This is a genomic window from Streptomyces sp. WAC 01529 (genome assembly GCF_003945545.1).
GTDB classification, from domain to species: Bacteria; Actinomycetota; Actinomycetes; order Streptomycetales; family Streptomycetaceae; genus Streptomyces; species Streptomyces anatolicus.
This window is the reverse complement of the sequence record NZ_CP029617.1, coordinates 3,874,023-3,893,549: the sequence shown is the minus strand read 5'-3', so window position 1 is coordinate 3,893,549 and position 19,527 is coordinate 3,874,023. Positions and strand designations below refer to the sequence as shown.

The 19,527-nt window shown below is 73.5% G+C and carries 11 protein-coding genes, 1 tRNA gene and 1 riboswitch; of the genes, 7 read left to right on the top strand and 5 right to left on the bottom strand.

All coding sequences use genetic code 11. From position 1 onward, the window contains the following. Positions 1 to 267: 267 nt before the first annotated feature. The 5 genes from DMA15_RS17400 to DMA15_RS17380 all read left to right on the top strand — a co-directional run bounded on the left by DMA15_RS17400 (position 268) and on the right by DMA15_RS17380 (position 5,883). Entirely contained in the window at positions 268 to 1,818 is a 1,551-nt protein-coding gene (locus tag DMA15_RS17400; protein WP_125513736.1) for an MFS transporter, read from the top strand. A gap of 92 nt (positions 1,819 to 1,910) precedes the next feature. Continuing rightward, positions 1,911 to 1,984: transfer RNA gene (locus tag DMA15_RS17395), tRNA-Met, on the top strand. A 160-nt stretch (positions 1,985 to 2,144) separates the two neighbouring features. Further along, positions 2,145 to 3,311 carry a PP2C family protein-serine/threonine phosphatase gene (locus DMA15_RS17390; protein ID WP_125513735.1) on the top strand — a complete coding sequence of 389 codons (1,167 nt, stop codon included), beginning with the start codon at positions 2,145 to 2,147 and terminating at the stop codon, positions 3,309 to 3,311. A gap of 287 nt (positions 3,312 to 3,598) precedes the next feature. After that, positions 3,599 to 3,746, top strand: a riboswitch (cyclic di-AMP (ydaO/yuaA leader). A gap of 11 nt (positions 3,747 to 3,757) precedes the next feature. After that, entirely contained in the window at positions 3,758 to 4,831 is a 1,074-nt protein-coding gene (locus tag DMA15_RS17385; protein ID WP_125513734.1) for a M23 family metallopeptidase, read from the top strand. A 107-nt stretch (positions 4,832 to 4,938) separates the two neighbouring features. Then, the gene (locus DMA15_RS17380; RefSeq protein ID WP_125513733.1) at positions 4,939 to 5,883 is read left to right on the top strand and encodes an aldo/keto reductase; all 945 of its coding nucleotides are present in this window, start codon (positions 4,939 to 4,941) and stop codon (positions 5,881 to 5,883) included. On the opposite strand, the gene DMA15_RS17375 is transcribed toward DMA15_RS17380, so the two are convergent. The 4 genes from DMA15_RS17375 to DMA15_RS17360 all read right to left on the bottom strand — a co-directional run bounded on the left by DMA15_RS17375 (position 5,880) and on the right by DMA15_RS17360 (position 11,096). Continuing rightward, complete coding sequence (locus DMA15_RS17375; RefSeq protein ID WP_125513732.1) at positions 5,880 to 7,295, bottom strand: PrsW family intramembrane metalloprotease; 1,416 nt, start codon at positions 7,293 to 7,295, stop codon at positions 5,880 to 5,882. The genes DMA15_RS17380 and DMA15_RS17375 overlap by 4 nt on opposite strands. 43 nt (positions 7,296 to 7,338) lie before the next feature. Beyond that, on the bottom strand, positions 7,339 to 8,169 hold the full coding sequence (trmB, locus tag DMA15_RS17370; RefSeq protein ID WP_240660225.1) for a tRNA (guanosine(46)-N7)-methyltransferase TrmB: 831 nt from the start codon (positions 8,167 to 8,169) through the stop codon (positions 7,339 to 7,341). Positions 8,170 to 8,349: 180 nt separating this feature from the next. Then, entirely contained in the window at positions 8,350 to 9,570 is a 1,221-nt protein-coding gene (gene lhgO / locus DMA15_RS17365) for an L-2-hydroxyglutarate oxidase (protein ID WP_125513730.1), read from the bottom strand. An 80-nt stretch (positions 9,571 to 9,650) separates the two neighbouring features. Then, positions 9,651 to 11,096: an MFS transporter gene (locus tag DMA15_RS17360; protein ID WP_125513729.1), complete on the bottom strand. Its 1,446-nt coding sequence runs from the start codon at positions 11,094 to 11,096 to the stop codon at positions 9,651 to 9,653. Positions 11,097 to 11,938: 842 nt separating this feature from the next. Here DMA15_RS17360 and DMA15_RS17355 point away from each other — a divergent pair. Together DMA15_RS17355 and DMA15_RS17350 are read left to right on the top strand one after the other, a co-directional pair. Continuing rightward, positions 11,939 to 14,032, top strand: a complete 2,094-nt coding sequence (locus DMA15_RS17355) for an asparagine synthase-related protein (protein WP_125513728.1) — start codon at positions 11,939 to 11,941, stop codon at positions 14,030 to 14,032. A gap of 118 nt (positions 14,033 to 14,150) precedes the next feature. Further along, complete coding sequence (locus DMA15_RS17350) at positions 14,151 to 17,513, top strand: BTAD domain-containing putative transcriptional regulator (protein ID WP_125513727.1); 3,363 nt, start codon at positions 14,151 to 14,153, stop codon at positions 17,511 to 17,513. A gap of 14 nt (positions 17,514 to 17,527) precedes the next feature. Here the strand turns inward: DMA15_RS17350 and DMA15_RS17345 are convergent, their stop codons facing one another. After that, positions 17,528 to 19,444, bottom strand: coding sequence for a sigma-70 family RNA polymerase sigma factor (locus DMA15_RS17345; RefSeq protein ID WP_125513726.1), 1,917 nt, complete (start codon positions 19,442 to 19,444; stop codon positions 17,528 to 17,530). Positions 19,445 to 19,527 lie beyond the last annotated feature (83 nt).

Sequence of the window (19,527 nt, the reverse complement as noted above, 5' to 3'; positions counted from 1 at the left end):
AGCTTCACCCGTGCGGCCTCGCGCGGCCCGGCCGGTGGGCCAGCGGGGGGAAGGGAATCGCCCGTTCGTAGGGGAGGACGAGGGAGGGGAGGGGCGGCCGAGGGCTGGGGGCGGGGCGGAGGTCGGCCGCGGGGTTCGGCGCGGGGTGCCGCGGTGATGCGTATGGCGTTCGCTTCTTGCGTACGGTGTGCGCCATGCGTACAGTGTTCGCAACGAGAGCACGCCGTACGCAGCGAGTGTGCCGCCTATGTCTTGAGGGGTCCCACGATGGAAGAGCGCCGTCATCCGCGCCGCTGGCTCATCCTGATCGTGCTCTGCCTGAGCACGCTGGTCCTGGTCGTCGACAACATGGTCCTGACCGTCTCGGTCCCGCCGATCGCCGACGATCTGGGCGCGGACGCCCAGGACATCCAGTGGATCATCGAGTCGTACATCCTGGTCTTCGCGGGCCTGCTGCTCACCGCGGGAAGCCTCTCCGACCGGTTCGGGCGGCGGCGGGTGATGATCGTGGGGCTCGCCCTCTTCGGGGCCGCGTCCCTGCTGGCCACCGTCGCGCAGAACCCCGAACATCTCATCGCGGGGCGGGTGTTGATGGGGATCGGTGGCGCCCTGGTGATGCCGAGCACGCTCTCGATCCTGATCACCGTCTTCGACGACGAGGAGCGGCGCAAGGCGATCAGTGCCTGGAGCGCGGTGGCCGTGGTCGGCCTGGTCGGCGGGCCCGTGCTCGGCGGCGTGCTGATCGCCCACTTCTGGTGGGGTGCCGTCTTCCTGATGAACGTCCCGATCGCCCTGCTCGCCATCGTCGCCGCCCTCGTCCTGATGCCCGAGTCCAAGGGCCCCGCCCGCAAGGCCGATCCGCTCGGCATGGTCCTCTCGATGGTCGGCATGACCGCGCTGGTGTGGACGATCATCGAGTCCGCCAAGGCCGGGCTCGGCGACATGGGTACGCAGCTCTCCCTCGGCGTCGCCGTCATCGCCCTGGCCGCCTTCGGTATCTGGGAGGTCCGCTGCGACTCGCCGATGGTGCCGCTCGGCCTCTTCCGCGACCGTGTCTTCAGCGGCGCCAGCTTCTCCCTCGTCCTGCTGACCTTCGCCAACGGCGGGCTGATGCTGGTGCTGACCCAGTACCTCCAGTTCGTGCTCGGCTACTCGCCCGCCGAGACCGGCCTCGCCTTCGCCCCGATGGCCGTCGCCACGCTGCTCTTCAACGGCGTCGGCGCCACGCTCGGCAACAAGATCGGCAACCGGCCCATGACCGCCGTCGGCCTCGCCGTCATCGCCGCCGGGTTCGGGGCGCTCGCCTCGCTGCCCTCGGACGCCGAGTTCTGGATGCTCGCCGCGGCCATGGTCCTGATCGGCGTCGGCGGCGGGCTTGCGATGCCCGCGGCGACCTCCGCCCTGATGAGCGCGGTGCCCGCCGAGCACGCCGGGGTCGGCTCCGCCCTCAACGACACCGTCCAGCAGGCCGGGGCGGCCCTCGGCGTCGCCGTACTCGGCACGGTCCTCTCCCGCACCTACACCGGGTCGATGCCCGACTCCGCCCCCGCCGGAGCGGGCCACTCCGTCTCCGAGGCGCTCGCCCTTGCCGCATCCACCGGCGACAGCGCGCTCGCCGCGGCGGCCCGTGAGGCCTTCACCGAGGCGATGTCCGCCAGCTTCTGGGCCGGAGCCGCGGGCGTCCTCGCCGCCGCCGCCCTCGCCGTCCTCCTCATCAGGGACCGCGAGACGCCCGCCGCGCAGGAGGCCGAGGCGCCCGCCGGGCAGGAGGCCGAGGCCGGAGCGGCGCGCAGCGGTGAGCTGACCACGGCGGCTTAGGCGCCCGTCGGGCCCGGGTGGCCCCGCTGAGCGGGGCCCTCGGGCATTGGTTCGCACCACCCCTCCGGATGGCGTACAGTTGTGTTTACCGACGCGGGGTGGAGCAGCTCGGTAGCTCGCTGGGCTCATAACCCAGAGGTCGCAGGTTCAAATCCTGTCCCCGCTACTGATACCCAGGGCCGGAAGCGTTCACCGCTTCCGGCCCTGGGTGTTTTCACGCGCCCCGCGCTTCATCCGCTCGGCCCACACCAGGTCGCCCCCGCCCCCCGCTCCGGGAAGCCTGAGTGCAGCCCGGTGATGGGCGCGGACTCGGCGGGAGACAAGCGGTGGGGCAGCGTGGAGGAACCGGCGGTGGAGGAACCGGCGGTGGCGGCACCCGCGGGACCACCGCGCACGAGCGCGCCTTCGTCCGGGCCCTTCCCGTCCTGCTCCTGGTCGTCGGCATCGTGTACGACGCCTCGACCCCTGCCGAGTTCACCGCCGCCCCCCTCTTCACCGCGGCCCCGCTGATCGCCGCGCCCTTCTACTCGCTCCTGAACACCGCCCTCACCGGCGCCGCGTCCTCCCTCTGCGTCCTCGTCCTGCACTACGGCAATGCCACCACCAGCCATGTCGAGGCCGTCACCGAACTGGTGACCGTGGGGACCGTCGCCGCCCTCGCGGTCGTCATCAACCGCGTCGTCCGCCGCGGCAACGCCCGCCTCGCCACCGCCCGCTCCATCGCCGAGGCCACCCAGCGCGCCGTGCTGCCGCAGCCGGACCCCCGGATCGGCGGGCTCGACATCGCGGCGCGGTACGAGGCCGCGCAGGCCGACGCGTTCATCGGCGGCGATCTGTACGCCGTACAGGACACCCCGCACGGCGTACGCCTCATCCTCGGCGATGTGCGGGGGAAGGGCATGGGCGCGGTCGCGGCGGTCGCCGTCGTCATCGGCGCGTTCCGGGAGGCCGCCGAGCAGGAGACCACCCTGGAGGCCGTGGCGCAGCGCCTGGAGCGGGCGCTCGCGCGCGAGGGCACCCGGCGGGACGGGCTCGACGCCTTCGAGGGGTTCACCACCGCCGTCCTCGCGGAGATCCCGCACGGCGAAGGTCTCGTACGCCTGGTCAACCGGGGCCATCCGGCGCCCCTGCTGCTGCGCGGCGACGGGCGGTTGTGCGTGCTCTCCGCGAGCGAGGCCGCGCTGCCGCTCGGCATGGGGGAGCTGGGGTTCTGGCCGGACCGGGCGGACGAGTCGGAGTTCCCGCCGGGCGCGATGCTGCTCTTCTATACGGACGGGCTTTCGGAGGCGCGGGACGCGGCGGGGGAGTTCTACGACCCCGCGACCCGGCTCGGCGGGCGGATCTTCCCGGGGCGCGAGGGGCCGCACGCGCTGATCGCCGCGCTCGCGCAGGAGGTGCGGCGGCACACCGAAGGCGCGGCGACGGACGACATGGCGCTGCTCGCGGTGCGGCGGCCGGCCACCGGGGACACGGAGATCACCGTGCGTGACTGAAGTGCGCTCCTGCGCGGCCTAATTGACGTCCCGTCAAGGGAATGTGAAGTTCCGGTGGTGGGCGGGCAGGAGGTGAGAGTGGGGGCTGAGGGGGGACTCGTAAGGGTTGATGAGGGGTGAGCGGGGGCTGATGAGGGGTCAACTCGCCCCGTTTCAGGCTGCCATGTCCCGTTAAGTGCTGGCCGGGAGCGTTAACGATCAATCGGAACAGCTTGGAATACGGACCCGCTGTCTATTAACGTTCGATAACGCAGCGCGGTCGTCCCAGCCGTCACTAGAGGCGGCTCCGTGCGCACACGCCTAATCCCGCAAGGGAGCCGGGGAACCACTAACTTGGGGTGAATCGGGCATCCAGGCATCCGTGCCAGATGTTCGTAGGAGACCTTCCTGCTCCGAACCCGTCAGCTAACCCGGTAGGCGAGAAGGAAGGAAAGGAGCGCGCCCCAGTGGCGTCCAACCGGCCTGCCCCCCAAGGCTTGTACGTACCGAACGACGACGAGTTCGGTGGGTACGACGAACAGACCTGGGAGGAATGGAATCCCACCGAGGAGTCCGTTCGTCCCGTCCGCGGCAGGCACCGTGTGCACAAGAAGGGCGGCGGGCTCGCCCGCAGCTCCACCGTGCTGGGCGTCGGCGTCATCGCCGCCGTCGGCGCGGGCGGCATAGCCACAGCGCAGGACGGCAAGCCGCCGGTCTCCATATCCATGCCCGACCTGGGCGCCGTCTCGGACTCGCTGCCGGAGGCCTCGTCCCTTCCCGGCGTGGGCTCCCTGATGTCCGACGACGCGTCGGGCGCCGCGGGCTCCGACGCCGCCCCCGCCGCGGCCCCGCTCACCACCGCCGGCATGACCGCCGCCGACGCCGGCCAGGGCACCTCCGACGCGGGCGAGGCCCTGCGCGCCCGCATCATGCAGCAGGCCGAGAGCCAGCAGGACCAGGCGGACGACGCGGTGCGGACCGCGGCCGAGGAGGCCGCCGTCAAGAAGGCCGCCGAGGAGGCCGCCGCCCAGCAGAAGGAAGCCGAGCGCGACGCCGACGCCAAGGCCGCCGCCAAGAAGAAGAAGGCGGAGGAGGCCCGCAAGGCCAAGGCCCTTGCCGAGCGCCGTGCCAAGCTCGCGCGGAGCTACGCCATCCCCACCTCCTCGTACACCCTGACCTCGCACTTCGGTGACTCGGGCTCGATGTGGTCCTCCGGCCAGCACACCGGTCTCGACTTCGCCGCGCCGACGGGTACCCCGCTCAAGGCCGTGCACACCGGCACCGTCAAGGAGGCCGGCTGGGCGGGCGCGTACGGCTACCGCACGGTGCTCGAACTGCCGGACGGCACCGAGGTCTGGTACTGCCACCAGTCCTCGCTCAACGTCAGCGTCGGGCAGAAGGTCAGCACGGGCGATGTCATCGGCCGCGTGGGCGCGACCGGCAACGTCACCGGGCCGCACCTGCACCTGGAGGTCCGCACCTCGGGCGGCTCGGCCATCGACCCGCTGGCCTGGCTGCGGAGCAAGGGCCTCAATCCCTGAGCGGTCCCTGAGGCGGTCTCTGGGGTGGCCCCTGAGCAGTCCCGGACTTGACGCTTCCTTGGGGAAGCCTCCGGAATTCGGTTTCCGGAAAGGTCGTTGAGGAACGTATGACTCCTCTTCGTACCCTTGGCTCGTCCGACCTCGAAGTCTTCCCGCTCTCCCTCGGCGGCAACGTCTTCGGTTGGACCGCCGACCGGACCGCGTCCTTCGCCGTCCTCGACGCCTACACCGCGGCGGGCGGCAACTTCATCGACACCGCCGACGCCTACACGCACTGGGTGGACGGCAACAAGGGCGGCGAGTCCGAGACCCTCATCGGCGAGTGGCTGGCCGAGCGCGGCAACCGCTCCGATGTCGTCGTCGCCACCAAGGTCGGCGCCCTCCCCGAGTACAAGGGGCTCGCCGCCGACACCATCAAGAGCGGCGCCGACGCGTCCCTGCGCCGCCTGAACACCGACTACATCGACCTCTACTACACCCACTACGACGACCCGTCGGTGCCGGTGGAGGAGATCATCGGAGCCCTCGACGAGCTGGTCAGGGCGGGCAAGGTGCGCGCGATCGCCGCCTCGAACATCACGCCTGAGCGGCTTCAGGAGTCCCTCGACTTCTCCGACCGCGAGGGCCTCGCGCGCTATGTCGCGCTCCAGCCGCACTACAACCTCGTCTCCCGCGACACCTACGAGGGCCCGCTCCAGGAGGTCGCCTCCCGCTCCGGCCTCGCGGCCGTCCCCTACTTCGCGCTCGCGTCCGGCTTCCTCACCGGCAAGTACCGCCCCGGCGCCCAGGTCGAGAGCGCGCGCAGCGGACGGGTCCAGGAGTACGTGGGCAGCGAGCGCGGCGACCGCGTGCTGACCGCTCTCGACGAGATCGCGGCCGCGCGTGAAATCCAGGTCGCGACCGTGGCGCTCGCCTGGCTCGCGGCACAGCCCACCGTGGCGGCGCCGATCGCCTCCGCGCGCACGGTCGAACAGCTGCCGGCGCTGCTGGCGGTGGCGGACGTGGAGCTGACGGAGACGGAGCTGGCGTCGCTCACGGCGGCTTCCGCCTAGGAGCGGTAGGGGTTGTACGTCGGGTGGCCGTGCGCCGGGTAGGGCTGCGGCTGCCCGTAGGGGGCGGGGCCGTAGGGGGCCTGGGGGTAGGGGGCCTGGAGGTGCGCGGGGTGGCCGGGGTGCCCGGGGTGCCCGGGGTAGCCGTACCCGGCCCCGTACCCGGCGTAGGGCATGGGGAGCATGACCGGGGTGACCGGGGCCGTCGCGCGGGCCGCGTAGGCCAGGGCGGGGCGGGCCGGTTCGCGGCGCTCCCAGAGCCTTTCGAGCAGCTCCCGCTCGCGTACGACGAAGTCCGCGCCCGCCCGGCCGCTCCGCCCCCGGTGGCGCAGGAACGCGAGCGACGTCGCGTACCTCTCGTACTCCACGACCGTGCGGGCCGCGGCCTTCCCCCAGGTGTACGAGGCGTAGTCGCGGGCCAGCGCGCGGGCGCGCATCGAGCCGAGAGCGAAAGGCTCTGGCGGGGTGAGCCAGCCCGCCGCCGTGTACGCGGGCAGCTCGGCGCGGATCGTGCGCAGTTCGCGCTGCCGGGTCCAGATCGCCAGCCAGGTCAGCAGGCCGAAGGAGGGCAGCATGATCAGCGCGTACACGGTGAAGAAGCCGTACTGCCCGAAGACCGCGGAGCCGTTCCACAGCGCGTGCATGCCCATCGCGAGCAGCAGCCCGGTGAGCGGGAGCAGTACGCGGCGCAGGTGATGGCGCTCGGCGGCGAACGCGGCGAGGCCGAAGCCGATGCCGGTCAGGACCGTGAAGAGCGGGTGCGCGAACGGCGACATGACCACGCGTACGAAGAAGGTCGCGGCCGTCACGGAGGCGAGGCCGCTGTCGCGGCTGAGCTGGTCGGTGACGAAGGCGTTGCCGAGGTAGAGGATGTTCTCGGTGAACGCGAAGCCGGTCGCGGTGACCCCGGCGATCACCACCCCGTCGACGAGGCCGGTGAAGTCCCGTCTGCGGAAGAGGAAGACGAGCAGTATGGCCGCCGCTTTGGCCGATTCCTCGACGATCGGGGCGATGACCGTGGCGCCGAGGGTGTCGGCGCTCGACGGGTCGGCGGTGGCGGTGGCTATCCAGCGGATCGCGAAACTGTTAGCGACGATCGCGATGAGCGCGGCCGCGCAGGCGCCCCACGCGAAGGAGAAGAGGAGGTTCCGCCATGGGCCGGGAGCCACCCGGTCCAGCCAGCGGAACGCGGCGACGAGCAACGGCACCGGGACGGTCGCGAGGCCGAGCCCGACGAGGAAACCCTCCGTGCCGGTCTGCTCCCTGACCAGGGCGAGGATCACAAGCCCGGAGAGGGCGAGCAGCGTGACGAGCCCGGCCGCGCGTATCGCGCGGCGCTGCCACCAGTGGGCGCGGCGCAGCTCCCCCGGGGCGGGGGCCTCGGGGGGTATCGGATACGGAGGACTGGTGGCCACGTCGTTGACCCTAACGAGGGATACGGGTGGCCGCGACGGGGTGTCAGTTCCGGGGGCCGGTTCCGGCGGGGTTTTCGGGGTTCTCGGGGTTCTCGGGGTTCTGCGAGGTGGCCACGCGGCGGAAGAGCAGGTCGTGGACGATGTGGCCCTTGTCGAGGCCCTGGCCCTCGAAGCGGGTGAAGGGGCGGAAGGCGGGGCGCGGGGCGTAGCCGCCGTCGGGCCGGGTGTTCTCGAAGTCGGGGTGCGCGGTGAGCACCTCAAGCATCTGTTCGGCGTACGGCTCCCAGTCCGTCGCGCAGTGCAGGAGCGCGCCGGGCTTGAGCGAGGGCGCGGCCAGCGTCAGGAAGTCGGGCTGGATCAGGCGGCGCTTGTGGTGGCGGGCCTTGGGCCAGGGGTCCGGGAAGTAGACGCGGAGTCCGTCGAGGGACTCGGGCGGGAGCATCTCGCGGAGCAGGATGATCGCGTCGCCGTTGGCCACGCGGACGTTCGTCAGCCCCTGCCGCTCGGCGAGGCCGAGGAGATTGCCCTGGCCGGGGGTGTGTACGTCGACGGCGAGGATGCCGGTGTCCGGGTCGGCGGCGGCCATCTGCGCGGTGGCCTCGCCCATGCCGAAGCCGATCTCCAGGACGACGGGGAGGTCGGGGCGTGGCCCCTTCTCGTCCCCGAACAGCTCGGCGAGGTCCAGCGTGCGCAGCCCGTCGATGTCCAGCCCCCACTTGGGCCAGAGCCGCCGCAGGGCATCACCCTGGCTGGTGGTCACCCGGCTGCGCCGCGGCTGGAAGCTACGGATCCGCCGCTCGTGGTGCGACCCCGCGGGGTCGGGCGAGGGACCGCCGGGAAACCGAGGGGCAGCCTGCGGCCGCCCGAACCGCACCGGTACGTCTTCGGAGACGCCGGGTGCTTCGGGGGTATGGGAAGACTCAGACACAGTGCGCCAATTTTACGTCCAGGAAGCCAGTGCGGCCGGCGCCCCTTAGAGGGCATGGGGCTGGCGCCCCGTAAGGGGCGCGGGGAACGGCGCGCCCAGCCACATCGAGCCCGCGGCGAACCGCGCTCAGCCGACCCCGACCCGCAGCGCCTCCAGAGCCCGAAGAGCGACCTCCCTACCGATAGGGAGAGAAGCCGTCGCCGCGGGCGAGGGCGCGTTCAGCACGTGGACCGCCCGTGCCCCCTCCCGTATCAGGAAGTCATCGACGAGCGTGCCGTCCCGCAGGACGGCCTGCGCCCGCACCCCGGCAGGGGCGGGCACCAGATCCTCCGCCGTCACCCCGGGCAACAGCCTCCGCACCGCTTCGGTGAACGCCGCCTTGGAGGCGGAGCGGCGCAGCTCACCCGCCCCGTAACGCCAGTGGCGGCGGGCTATGCGCCACGACCCTGGCCAGCCCAGCGTGCCGGCCAGCTCGCGGGGCCGGACGACCGACCAGTCATACCCCTCGCGGGCCAGGGCCGGGACCGCGTTCGGCCCCACGTGGACGCCGCCGTCGATGCCCCGGGTGAGGTGGACGCCGAGGAAGGGGAAGGCCGGGTCCGGCACGGGATAGACGAGGCCGCGCACCAGCTCGGGGCGGGCCAGCTCGAAGTACTCCCCCCGGAAGGGGACGATCCGCATGCCCGGGTCGTCGCCCGTGAGCCGCGCGACCTCGTCGCAGTGCAGCCCCGCGCAGTTCACCAGGACCTTGCCGCGCACCACCGCGCCGTCGGCGGTCCGGACGGCGACACCGAGCAAGGGGCGGCGGTCCACGCGGACGACGTGCCCTCCCGCGCCGTAACGGATCTCGGCGCCCGAGGCCGCCGCCAGCTGCTCCGCCACCGCGCCGTAGTCGCAGACGCCGGTCGTCCCGACGTGGATGGCGGCAAGACCGCGGACCTCCGGTTCGTACTCGGCGATCTGGGCGGGGCCCAGCTCGCGCACCGGAATGCCGTTCTCCCTGCCGCGCTGGACCAGGGCGTGCAGGCGCGGCAGCTCGGCCCGCTCCGTGGCGACGATCAGCTTGCCGGTGACCTCGTGCGCGATGCCGTACTCCGCGCAGAACTTGATCATCTCGGCGGCGCCGCGGACCGCGAACCTCGCCTTCAGGGAGCCCGGTGGGTAGTAGATCCCGCTGTGGATCACGCCGCTGTTGCGGCCCGTCTGGTGGCGGGCGGGGCCGGACTCCTTCTCCAGGACCGTGACGCTGGTGCCGGGCGCGGCGCGCGTGAGGGCGTACGCCGTCGCGAGACCGACGATGCCGCCGCCGATCACCAGCACGTCGCAGTCGTACGCGACCTTCTTCACCGCGCCTCACCTCCCACCACAGATACTGCCCTGCGCCACTGACAACGCCTTCAAACTCAGGGTGGGTGTGTGATTGAGCGCTACGCGGGAGCCATCAGCAGCGGCCGGGCCCGCTCTCGCAGCTCCACCACCCGGGGCTCGTCCCCGTACGGCTCCAGGCGGTGCAGGAGATCCCGCACGTACTCCGTGGTCCTCGCGGACGAGATGCGCCCGGCGACCTCCAGCGCCCGCGTGCCCTGCTCGCACGCCGCGTCGAGGTTGCCGGACTCCAGCTCGGCGACGGCCGAGACGACCAGGCGCAGACCGTGCGAGCGCACGAACTCCTCGGTGGGGCGGGACAGCGCCTGTTCCGTGAAGCGCCGCACCTGGCGGGGCGCCTTGAGGTCGCGGTAGCACTCGGCGGCGTCCGCGGCGAAGCGGTCGTAGGAGTAGAAGCCGAGCCAGGAGGGGTCGTTGTCGCCGTCGCGGGCCCGCTCAAGCCAGCCCTCCGCGGCCCGCAGCGCCGCCCCCGCGGCCTGCGCGTCATGGGCACGCGCGTGTGCCCGCGCCTCGACGAGGCGGAAGAAGCTCATGGTGCGGGCCGTGGCGAGCCCGCGGTTGCGCTCCAGGGCGGCCTGCGCGAGGTCGACGCCCTCGTCCCCGAAGCCGCGGTAGGTCGCCTGGAGGGACATGGAGGCGAGGACGTACCCCCCTAAGGGCACGTCGGCGGCCGCGCGGGCGAGCCGCAGCGCCTGGATGTAGTAGCGCTGGGCGGCCTCCTGCTGGCCGGTGTCGAAGGCCATCCACCCGGCGAGCCGGGTCAGCTCGGCGGAGGCCCCGAACAGGGCGCGGCCCACCTCGTCGGAGTAGGAGCCGAGCAGCAGCGGCGCCGCCTCGACCCGCAGGCACTCCGGGACCATGGAGGAGCGCCAGTCGCCGCCGCCGTACTTGGAGTCCCAGCGCCGCGCGTCCTCCGCGGCCTCCCGCAGCTTCAGGACGTCGCTGTGGCCGACCTTCATCGGCGCGCCGCCGTCGTCGGGGTGCGCCACGTCGCGCGGCACGTCGTGCGAGGCGTCGCGGGCCACGGAGCTGTCGGCCGGGGTTATCAGCCAGCGCGAGGCGGGTGTCGCGTACGCGCTGACCGCGAAGGAGCCCGCGAGGGACTGCCAGATGCCGCCGCCCGCGCGCCGGCCCGCCAGATCGAGGCGGTACAGCTCGGTGGCGGACTTCACGGCCGCCCCCACGTCACGGGGGAAGGCGAGGCCGACCTCCGGCGCCGGGTCGGCGTCCGCGAGGCCGATCTCGTGCAGCGGCACCGGGCGGCCGAGCTTCTGGCCGATGGCCGCCGCGATCAGGTGGGGCGCGGCGCCCTGGGGCACCATGCCCTTGGAGACCCAGCGGGCCACCGATGTCTTGTCGTACCGAAGCGTCAACCCGCGTTGTGCGCCGAGGTCGTTGACCCGGCGTGCGAGTCCCGCGTTGCTGATTCCCGCGAGGGCGAGAACGGTGCCGAGTTTTTCGTTCGGCCCGCGTTGCTCCCTGGACATGCGCCACCCCTCGACACAGACGGCTGCCGGGCGGTCCTGGACCGCACGGCATTCGTGCTGCGTTCCCCCGGACGGCGTGGCCGGATTAGCGGCCGCAAGAGCGTTTGGCCGATCCTCCAGGTATATGCCTCCGCGAAAACATCAGCACACACAGCGTAGTTCGCCGCATCCCAAGCGTTAAGAGGCCTAGTTCCGTATGGCGAGATTGTTGTCCGTACGGAAGTACGGCGGACCCCCGAGCGTGCTCCCGGCGTGTGGCCGTGCGCCCGTGTGTGCGCTCTTCTGCGGCCATGGCGCGGCCGCTTCCCTTGAGGGTGCGTGGGTCGGCCCGCTGCGCTGGAGTCAGTGGGCTGGGGGACACCGCCGCCTCCATCCCCGCGGGCGGCGGACCGGTCCGGGAGGCGAACACCGCCTCCCGGGCTGTGTGTTGCCGTCGAACGGATACACCCTGGGCTCATCCCAGGCCGATTTGGCCGAAAACAACCCATGCGAAGGAACGGGCATTCCGCCCATTCGCGAGCCGGGCGCCACGCGCGTGCCCCGACTCGCTCGAAACGTGTGCAGGACGCGGTCGGCACGTGGGCAAGGAGACGCGGTCGGCGCGTGTGCAAGGGCCCGTTCGAAACGCGCACAAGGAGAGGGGCATCCTCCGCCCTTCAACTACCGCCCTCCTGGGGTGGATTCACCACCCCCGCGGGTGGACGTACCGCCGCACAAGCGGCCCCGCGGCCCCTCCCGTGCGCCTCCTTCGTGGCAGCATGGGACCCCAGTCCTTCGGTGCACTGGTCGGCCGTGCCTCTCGGCGCCTCGCCGACGGTCGTCCACAGCCTGTGGAGGCAGTGATGCGGTGGTTGGTGGGGTGGAGCAGTACCGCCGCGCGGCCCTCGGCGGTGGGCTCGGCCGGGGCCACCGGCGACGACGGCGAATCCGTGCACCCCGTGGGCTCCCAACTCCTGTGGGGCGACCCCGATCCGCTCTGGGCGGTCGGCGACTGGCGGCCCGACGAGGTGCGGACGGTGAAGGTCGACGAGCAGACGCGCATCGCGGTGCTCGGCACCTGCGGGGCCTCCGACGAGCAGCTGCGGGTGGGCCTGTTCGCCGCGCGCGGCGGCGCGCTGCGCCATCTCACCGCCTGGTCCGGCAGTTACACGGCGGTCGTCCAGGTCGGCCGCCGTGTCATGATCGCCGGTGACCTCGCGGGCGCGCGCCCCGTCTTCCACACTCCTTGGGCGGGCGGTACGGCCTACGCGACCGCCGCGCTGCCGCTGGCCGACCTCATCGAGGCCCACCTGGACATCGGCCACCTCGCGGCGCTGCTCGCCGCCCCCGACGTCCCCGAGGCGCTGCACGACTCCACGCCCTACCAGGGCGTGCGGCGCGTGCCCCCGGGGCATGCGCTGATCCTGCGCGCGGGCGCACGGGAGATCGCCGGGTACGAACCGGTCGCCTCGCTCGCCGTCGCCGCGCCCTCCGCCGACGCGGCGAGCGCGGTGGACGGCGTCCGTGACGCGCTCGTGGAGGCGGTACGCGCCCGCCTCACCGCCCCGCGCCATGTTCCCGGCGTCTCCGGCACCGACATCGACCCGGGCCCGGTGCCCGGCATGGGGCCCGCCGAGCGGCGCGCGGCACGCGGCATGCCGGTGCCCGGCATCGGAGCGGACCTCTCCGGAGGGCCCGCGTCGGGAACCCTCGCTCTGCTCGCGGCCGGTCTGCCCGGCATGCCCGGCACGGTCCTCGGCCACGGCACGGGCGCGGGGGAGCGCCTGCTCGCCGTCACCTTCAACGACCTCGCCGTCAACGGCCGCGAGGCGGAGCTGGAACGGGCCGGCGCCATCGCCGCCAACCCGCGCCTGCACCACGTGGTCGTCGCCGGGGGCGAGGACGCCCTGCCCTACGCCGACCTGGAAGGGCCCCTGACCGACGAGCCGAGCAGCACCCTGGTGACCGCCCAGCGCCACCGCGCCCGGCTCTCCTCGGGCAGCGCCGACCACTTCACGGGCCACGGGGCGCGGCAGGTGCTCGACGCCCACCCGGCCCGGCTCGCCGACCTCCTGATGGACCGCAAGCGCCGCCATCTGGTGCGTCCGGTGGCCGCGCTGGCGAAGGCCGACGGCTCGGTGATGGTCCCCGCGCGCGTGTACGGCGCCGCCCGCAAGCTGGCCCGCATGTCGCACCGCGCCGGAGTCGAATCGCTCGCCGAGCGGCTGCTGCACCGCCGCTTCGACGAACCGGGCGGAGCCGTGGGGGCGTCGCTCGCCGCCCTCGCGTGGGCCAGACCCGGCCCGGCCGCGCGCTGGCTGACCGGTGAGGCGCTCGCTGAAGTATCGGTTCGGCTGAACGACCTGACGACGCGCCCCGGCGGCCCCGGCCAGCGCCCCGGCGAGTTCCGCGCGCGGATGGCCCTCGCCCGGCACGCCGCGGACCTCCGCATCCTGGAGCAGGCCGCCGAGGTCCGCTTCCAGCGCCTGCACGCGCCCTTCCTGGACAACCAGGTCGTCCGCGCGTGCCGGGCGCTTCCCGAAGCGCTGCGCGTCCAGCCGGGGGCGCGGGCGGCGATCCTGCGCACCGTTCTGGAGGGCGCGGGGGTCGCCGATCTGCCGCCCGGCTGGGGCGCCCCCTCCCACGCGTCGGACGCGGCGGCCGCCCGCACCGGTCTGCGTGTGGCGGTGGAGCAGCTGGTCGCCCTCTTCGACACCCCGCTGCTCGCCCAGGCGGGCCTCGTCGAGGCGCGCGTGGTCCGCAAGGCGCTGCGCCAGGCCGCCGAGGGGGAGCCGCTCCCGCTGGACGGCCTGGCCGACCTGGTCTCCACGGAAGTGTGGCTGCGCAGACTGCTGTCGCGCAGAGGGACGTGCTGGACGGGCACCCCGGCACGGCAACGGGCCGTCCCTACGGGGAGCGTGGTTCCCGAGAGGGGCGCACTGGGAGCGGGGCGCTAGTCCCGAGCGGTTCCGACCAGGCGCGACCAGTCCTGGCCAGTCCCGGCTGTTCGGGCCTGACAGGGCCCTCGCCCGTAAAGGGCGCGCTTCGCGGGTTCGCGCCAGGGAGAATGACCCGGTGCGGTACGGAATCCTGGGCGCCACCGAGGCGTACGACGAACAAGGCGCCCCTCTGCCTGTAGGGGGCCAGCGGCTGCGCGCCCTGCTCGCCGCCCTGGCGCTGCACGCCAACCGCACGGTCACCGTCGGCGCCCTCATCGACGAGGTCTGGGCCGACGACCCGCCGACCGACGCCCCGGCCGCCCTCCAGGCCCTCGTCGGCCGACTGCGCCGCGTCCTCGGCAAGGAGGCCGTCGCCTCGGCCCCCGGGGGCTACCGCCTCGCCGTCGCCCCGGACGACGTCGACCTGCACCGCTTCGAACGCCTCGCGAGGGAGGGCAGGGCGGCACTGGACCACGGCGATCCGGCTCCCGCCGCCCGCGCCCTGCGCGACGCCCTCGCCCTGTGGCGCGGCCCCGCCCTCGCCGACCTGCCCGACCGGGCCGCCGCCGCGCGCCCCGAGGCCCAGCGCGCCGAGGTGCTCCGCGCGCGGATCGAGGCCGACCTGCTGCTGGGCCGCGCCCCCGATGTCGTACCGGAACTGCGGGAACTGATCGTCGGACAGCCGTACGACGAGACAGCGCGCGCCCTCCTGATCCGCGCCCTGCGCGACGCCGGACGCGGCGCCGACGCCCTCGCCGCCTACGAGGACGCGCGCCGCGCCCTCGCGGAGGGGCTCGGCGCCGATCCGGGGCCGGAACTGCGCGCCCTGCACGAGGAGTTGCTCGGGCCCGCCGAAGCGGCGCCACGCCCGGGCGGGGTCTCGTCGCGCCCGCTTCACTCCGAGCGGCGGCCTGAGCAGAAGCCCGAGCGGCGGCCTGAGCAGAAGCCCGAGCAGCAGCCTGACCGGCAGTCCACCGAACCGCAGGAGCGGCAGCCCGAGCGGAAGGGGAACATCCGTAACCGTTTGACCTCTTTCGTCGGGCGGGAACCCGAGCTGGCCGCCATCCGTTCGGATCTGCACAGGGCCCGCCTCGTCACCCTCACCGGACCGGGCGGCTCCGGAAAGACCCGCCTCGCCGAGGAAGCCGCCGCCGGGCATCCGCGGGCATGGCTGGCCGAGCTGGCCCCGCTCGACCACCCCGAGGCGGTGCCAGGCGCTGTCGTCAGCGCGCTCGGTCTGCGCGAGACCGTGCTGATGACCAGCGAACTGACCGCCCCGCAGGACGACCCGCTCGCCCTGCTCGTCGAGTACTGCGCCCCGCGCGAACTGCTCCTGATCCTTGATAATTGCGAACATGTGATCGATGCCGCCGCCGCGCTCGCCGAAACGCTCCTCACACACAGCCCCGGTCTCACGATCCTCGCCACCAGCCGCGAGCCCCTGGGCGTGCCGGGCGAGTCCGTGCGCCCCGTGGAGCCGCTGCCGCCCGACCCGGCGTACCGCCTGTTCGCCGAGCGGGCCACCGCGGTGCGGCCCGGCTTCGACCCGGAGGAGGACGCCGGGGCCGTCGCCGAGATCTGCCGCCGCCTGGACGGCCTGCCGCTCGCCATCGAACTGGCCGCCGCCCGCCTGCGGTTGCTCGCCCCGCGCCAGATCGCCGACCGGCTCGACGACCGCTTCCGCCTCCTGACCAGCGGCAGCCGCACGGCCCTGCCCCGCCAGCAGACCCTGCGCGCCGTCGTCGACTGGTCCTGGGACCTGCTCGGCGAGGCCGAGCGGACCGTGCTGCGCGAGGTCTCCGTCTTCGCGGGCACCTGGGACCTGCCCGCCGCCGAGGCGATCTGCACCGGCCCCGCCACGGAACTGATCGGCGCCCTGGTCGACAAGTCCCTGATCGTGGCCGTCCCGTGCGCCGGACCCGAGGACGGCGGCATGCGCTACCGCCTCCTGGAGACCATCCACGAGTACGCCGCCGAGCGCGCCGCCGAGACCCCCGGCCTGCTCGCCGCCGCGGCCCGGCGCCACAGCGCGTACTTCCGCGCGCTGGTCGAGCGGGCCGAGCCCCTGCTCCGCACCGCCGAGCAGCTGCCGTGGATCAGACGCCTGGAGACGGAGCTGGACAACATCCGGGCGGCCCTCCAGCACTCCATCGAGACCCGTGACACGCCGACGGCGATCGCCCTGGCCGTGCACACCGGCTGGTTCTGGTGGCTGCGCAACTTCCGCCGCGAGGGCTGCGAGTGGATGAGCCGCGTCCTTGGACTGGCCCCGGTCTCCGCCTCGCGAGGCCCCTGGGACCTGCCCGACGAGGACGACCCGCTCTACTGGCCGTGGATGGAGCTGCGGCTGCTGCACCTCTTCCTGGTGACGGAGACCCGGCCCGCGGACGCGACACCGGCCCAGGAGGGCTGGACCGAGAACCAGTACGTCGAGCGGGTGCGTGCCGTCTTCGCGCGGCCCGGCCCCGAAGCCGCCCGCTTCCCCGGGCTGATCTGGCCGTTCACGATCTTCTTCACCGGAGGCACGGTCGACCACACCCGCCCCGCCGTGGACCAGACGGTGGAGAACTGCCGTCGGTACGGCGGGGACTGGGAGCTGTGCATCATCCTCATGTTCCGCGCGCACATGGCCATCGACATGAACGGCAACCTCTCGGGCGTCGACGAGGACCTGGCCGAGCTGCGCGCACTGAGCGGACGCGTCGGCGACCGGTGGATGCGGGCCCAGGTGAGCAGCGCCGCGGGCGAGGCCGCGATGGCCCGCAGCCGCCACGAGGAGGCCCGCGCCGCCTACGAGGAAGGGCTCCGCCTCGCCTACGAGGTGGGGGCGTACGCGGAGACGCCGTTCCTCATGGCGCGGCTCGCCGAGATCTCCTACCGCGAGGGCGACCGGGAGGCGGCGGTGAAAACCCTCGACGAGGCGAGCACCGAGGCTGACCGTTACGGCGTCACCGACTCAAGGGCGTACGTACGGCTGCTGCGCGCGCTGATGGCGCTGGAGGACGGTGATCCGGCCACGGCCCGCAGGATGTGCACGGCCGCCCGCGGCGAGTCGACGTACGGCACACCGCCACCGCAGTTCAACGTGGCCGCGCGCATTACCGAGGCCCGGGTCACCGCCGCCGAGTCGGGCCCGGCGGCGGCCCTGCCCGAGCTGGTCGAGGCGCTGCGCGAGGCCGTGGACGAGCGGTGCTCCGAGGTGATCGTCGCGTCGGTGGTGGACACCGGCGCCGTGTTCCTGAGCGATCTCGGCGACCACGCGCGCGCGGTGCGCCTGCTGGCGGCGGGCACGCGGCTGCGGGGCGGCCATCCGCGCCCCCGCCCCGAGGTGACCGCCACCGACCGGGTCGCGGCCGCCGCCAGGAGCGCCCTCACCGCCACGCAGTACGAGACGGCGCACACCGCGGGCAGCACCCTCACGGCGGACGAACTGCTCACAGAGCTGACCGAGCCCCTGGCTGGCCCTCCGGCCGACCAGACCCCGCCGGAAACGCCCTAGGGCCCGTCCCGCCCCTAGAGGCAGCGCATCCGCGACTGCGCCCAGTCCGCGAGCGCCGCCGAGGAGAAGGGCGTATGCGGTTCGACCACGAGCCGGATCGTCTTGCGGCCCGTGAGGTTCACCTGCACCGGCAGCGCCGGGTCGCCGCCCTTCATCAGCGGTGACCGCCACAGCCGCGCCCCGTCCGCGTACACGGAGAAGCGCACCGTGCCGAGCCCCATCGTCATGTCGTCGACGCCGACGAGCGCGTCATACGTCGTGCAGCTGCGGTTCAGATCGATCGTCACGGAGGACTTGCCGTGCACGGTCACGCCGTGCGCGTACCGCCTGTCGGCGATCTTCAGGCCCTGGCGCTGCCACACCCAGCTGCTCTCGCCGAGCCGCATCTCGGGCTTGGTGCCGTCGCCGACCGTGCCGTACTGCAACTCGCTCCAGTGGTAGACCACCGGGGCCGGTGGCGGGGGCGGTGGCGGTGGGGGCGGGGGCGGTGGCTTCGGGGTCGGCTTGGGCGGGGTGGGCTCGGGTTCCGGGGCGGGCGGGGGTGGCTTCGGCTTGGGCTTCTCCTTGGCGGGAGGCTTCGGCGCGGGGGGCGAGGGCGGCTTGGGGCTCGGCTTCGCGACGGGCGGCGGAGGGGTGGGCTCGGGTTTCGGGGGCGGCGGCTTCCGCGGCACGATCGACTCGGAGACCGCGGGCTCCTTGGCCTTCGGCGGCCGGTCCTCCTTGGGCTTGCCGTCGCCACCGGTGAGGGCGATCGCCGCGGCGACCCCGGCCGCCACGACGACGCTCGCCGCGATGCCGGCCTTCGCGGGGGCGCCGAGCCCTTCGGAGGCGGCTGCCCCGCCCGCGGCCGACCCTCCGGAGGCCCCGCCCGTGGCCGCCGTGCCCGCGGCCCCCGCGGCGCCCGCGCTCACGGTGCCGCAACCGACGAGCGCGGCCACCTTCGCGTACCCGGCGGCGCCGAACCAGCCGATGACGGCGATCGGTACGACCGCGGGGATGCCGTTGGCGACTTCCTTGATCTGGCCCGCGGCGAGACGGCACTTGGCGCACTCCTCCAAGTGCTTGCGCAGGCCCCGCTCGGCGCGGGTGCGCAGGCCGCCGCGGGCGTAGGCGCCGAGGCGGTCGGCGTAGCGCGCGCACTCCTCGCTCTCGGTGAGCGTGGCGCTCACGTGCGCCTGGAGGTAGGCCTGTTTGAGGCCCTCGCGGGCGCGGCTCGCGAGCACGCGCGTGCCGTTCGCGTCGAGGCCGAAGAGCGTGGCCACTTCGCTCGGGGACTCGTCCTCGATCTCCGTGTGCCACAGCACGGCCTGCCAGCGCTCCGGCAGGCTCCGGAACGCCTGCATGGCCATCGACTGCTCGGCCTCGTGCATCGCGCGGACGTCCGCGCCCAGGTCTAGCGTGTCGTCGTCACAGACCTCGGAGCCGCGTGCGGCCTGCGCGGCGAACACCGCGAAGTCGTCGACCAGCTGCTCCCGCTTTGCCGACTTCGTCCACCCCGCGGCGACGCGCCTGATCGTGGTCAGCAGATAGGCGCGGACCGCGTACTCGGGGCCGCTGCCGCCGCGTACGGCCTGGAGCATGCGGGCGAAGACCTCGGCGGTGAGGTCGTCGGCGGTGTGGGCGTCGCGGCAGCAGGTCCCGGCGTAGCGACGGACGGCTTCGGCGTGCCTGCGGTACAGCTCTCCGTACGCCGAGTCGTCGCCCGCCCGCATCCGCGCGATCAGGTCGGCGTCGGACGGCACCGCCTCCCCGCCACCGGGCACCGCGGCGCCCGCACCGCCCTCGCGCTGCGGGGGCACACCGGGGCCGGCCGCACTGGCCGCACCGACTGCACCGGCCGCGCCGTCCGGAGCCGGGGCGTCGGGCCCACCCTGGGGCGGCACCTGTTCTCCGAAGCCGGTGGACGGCTCGTCCCGACCGTCAACACTCATCGCGGAACGCCCCCGGTTGCACACTCAGACCCCAACACCGGGAAAGAGTGACACACGGCTGCGCTCCGGCCACCAGGGATGAC

Coding starts and splice junctions, on each gene's coding strand:
- DMA15_RS17400 (WP_125513736.1), top strand. CDS start 268: ATGGAAGAGCGCCGTCATCCGCGCCGCTGGCTCATCCTGATCGTGCTC.
- DMA15_RS17380 (WP_125513733.1), top strand. CDS start 4,939: ATGACTCCTCTTCGTACCCTTGGCTCGTCCGACCTCGAAGTCTTCCCG.
- DMA15_RS17360 (WP_125513729.1), bottom strand. CDS start 11,096: ATGTCCAGGGAGCAACGCGGGCCGAACGAAAAACTCGGCACCGTTCTC.
- DMA15_RS17355 (WP_125513728.1), top strand. CDS start 11,939: ATGCGGTGGTTGGTGGGGTGGAGCAGTACCGCCGCGCGGCCCTCGGCG.
- DMA15_RS17345 (WP_125513726.1), bottom strand. CDS start 19,444: ATGAGTGTTGACGGTCGGGACGAGCCGTCCACCGGCTTCGGAGAACAG.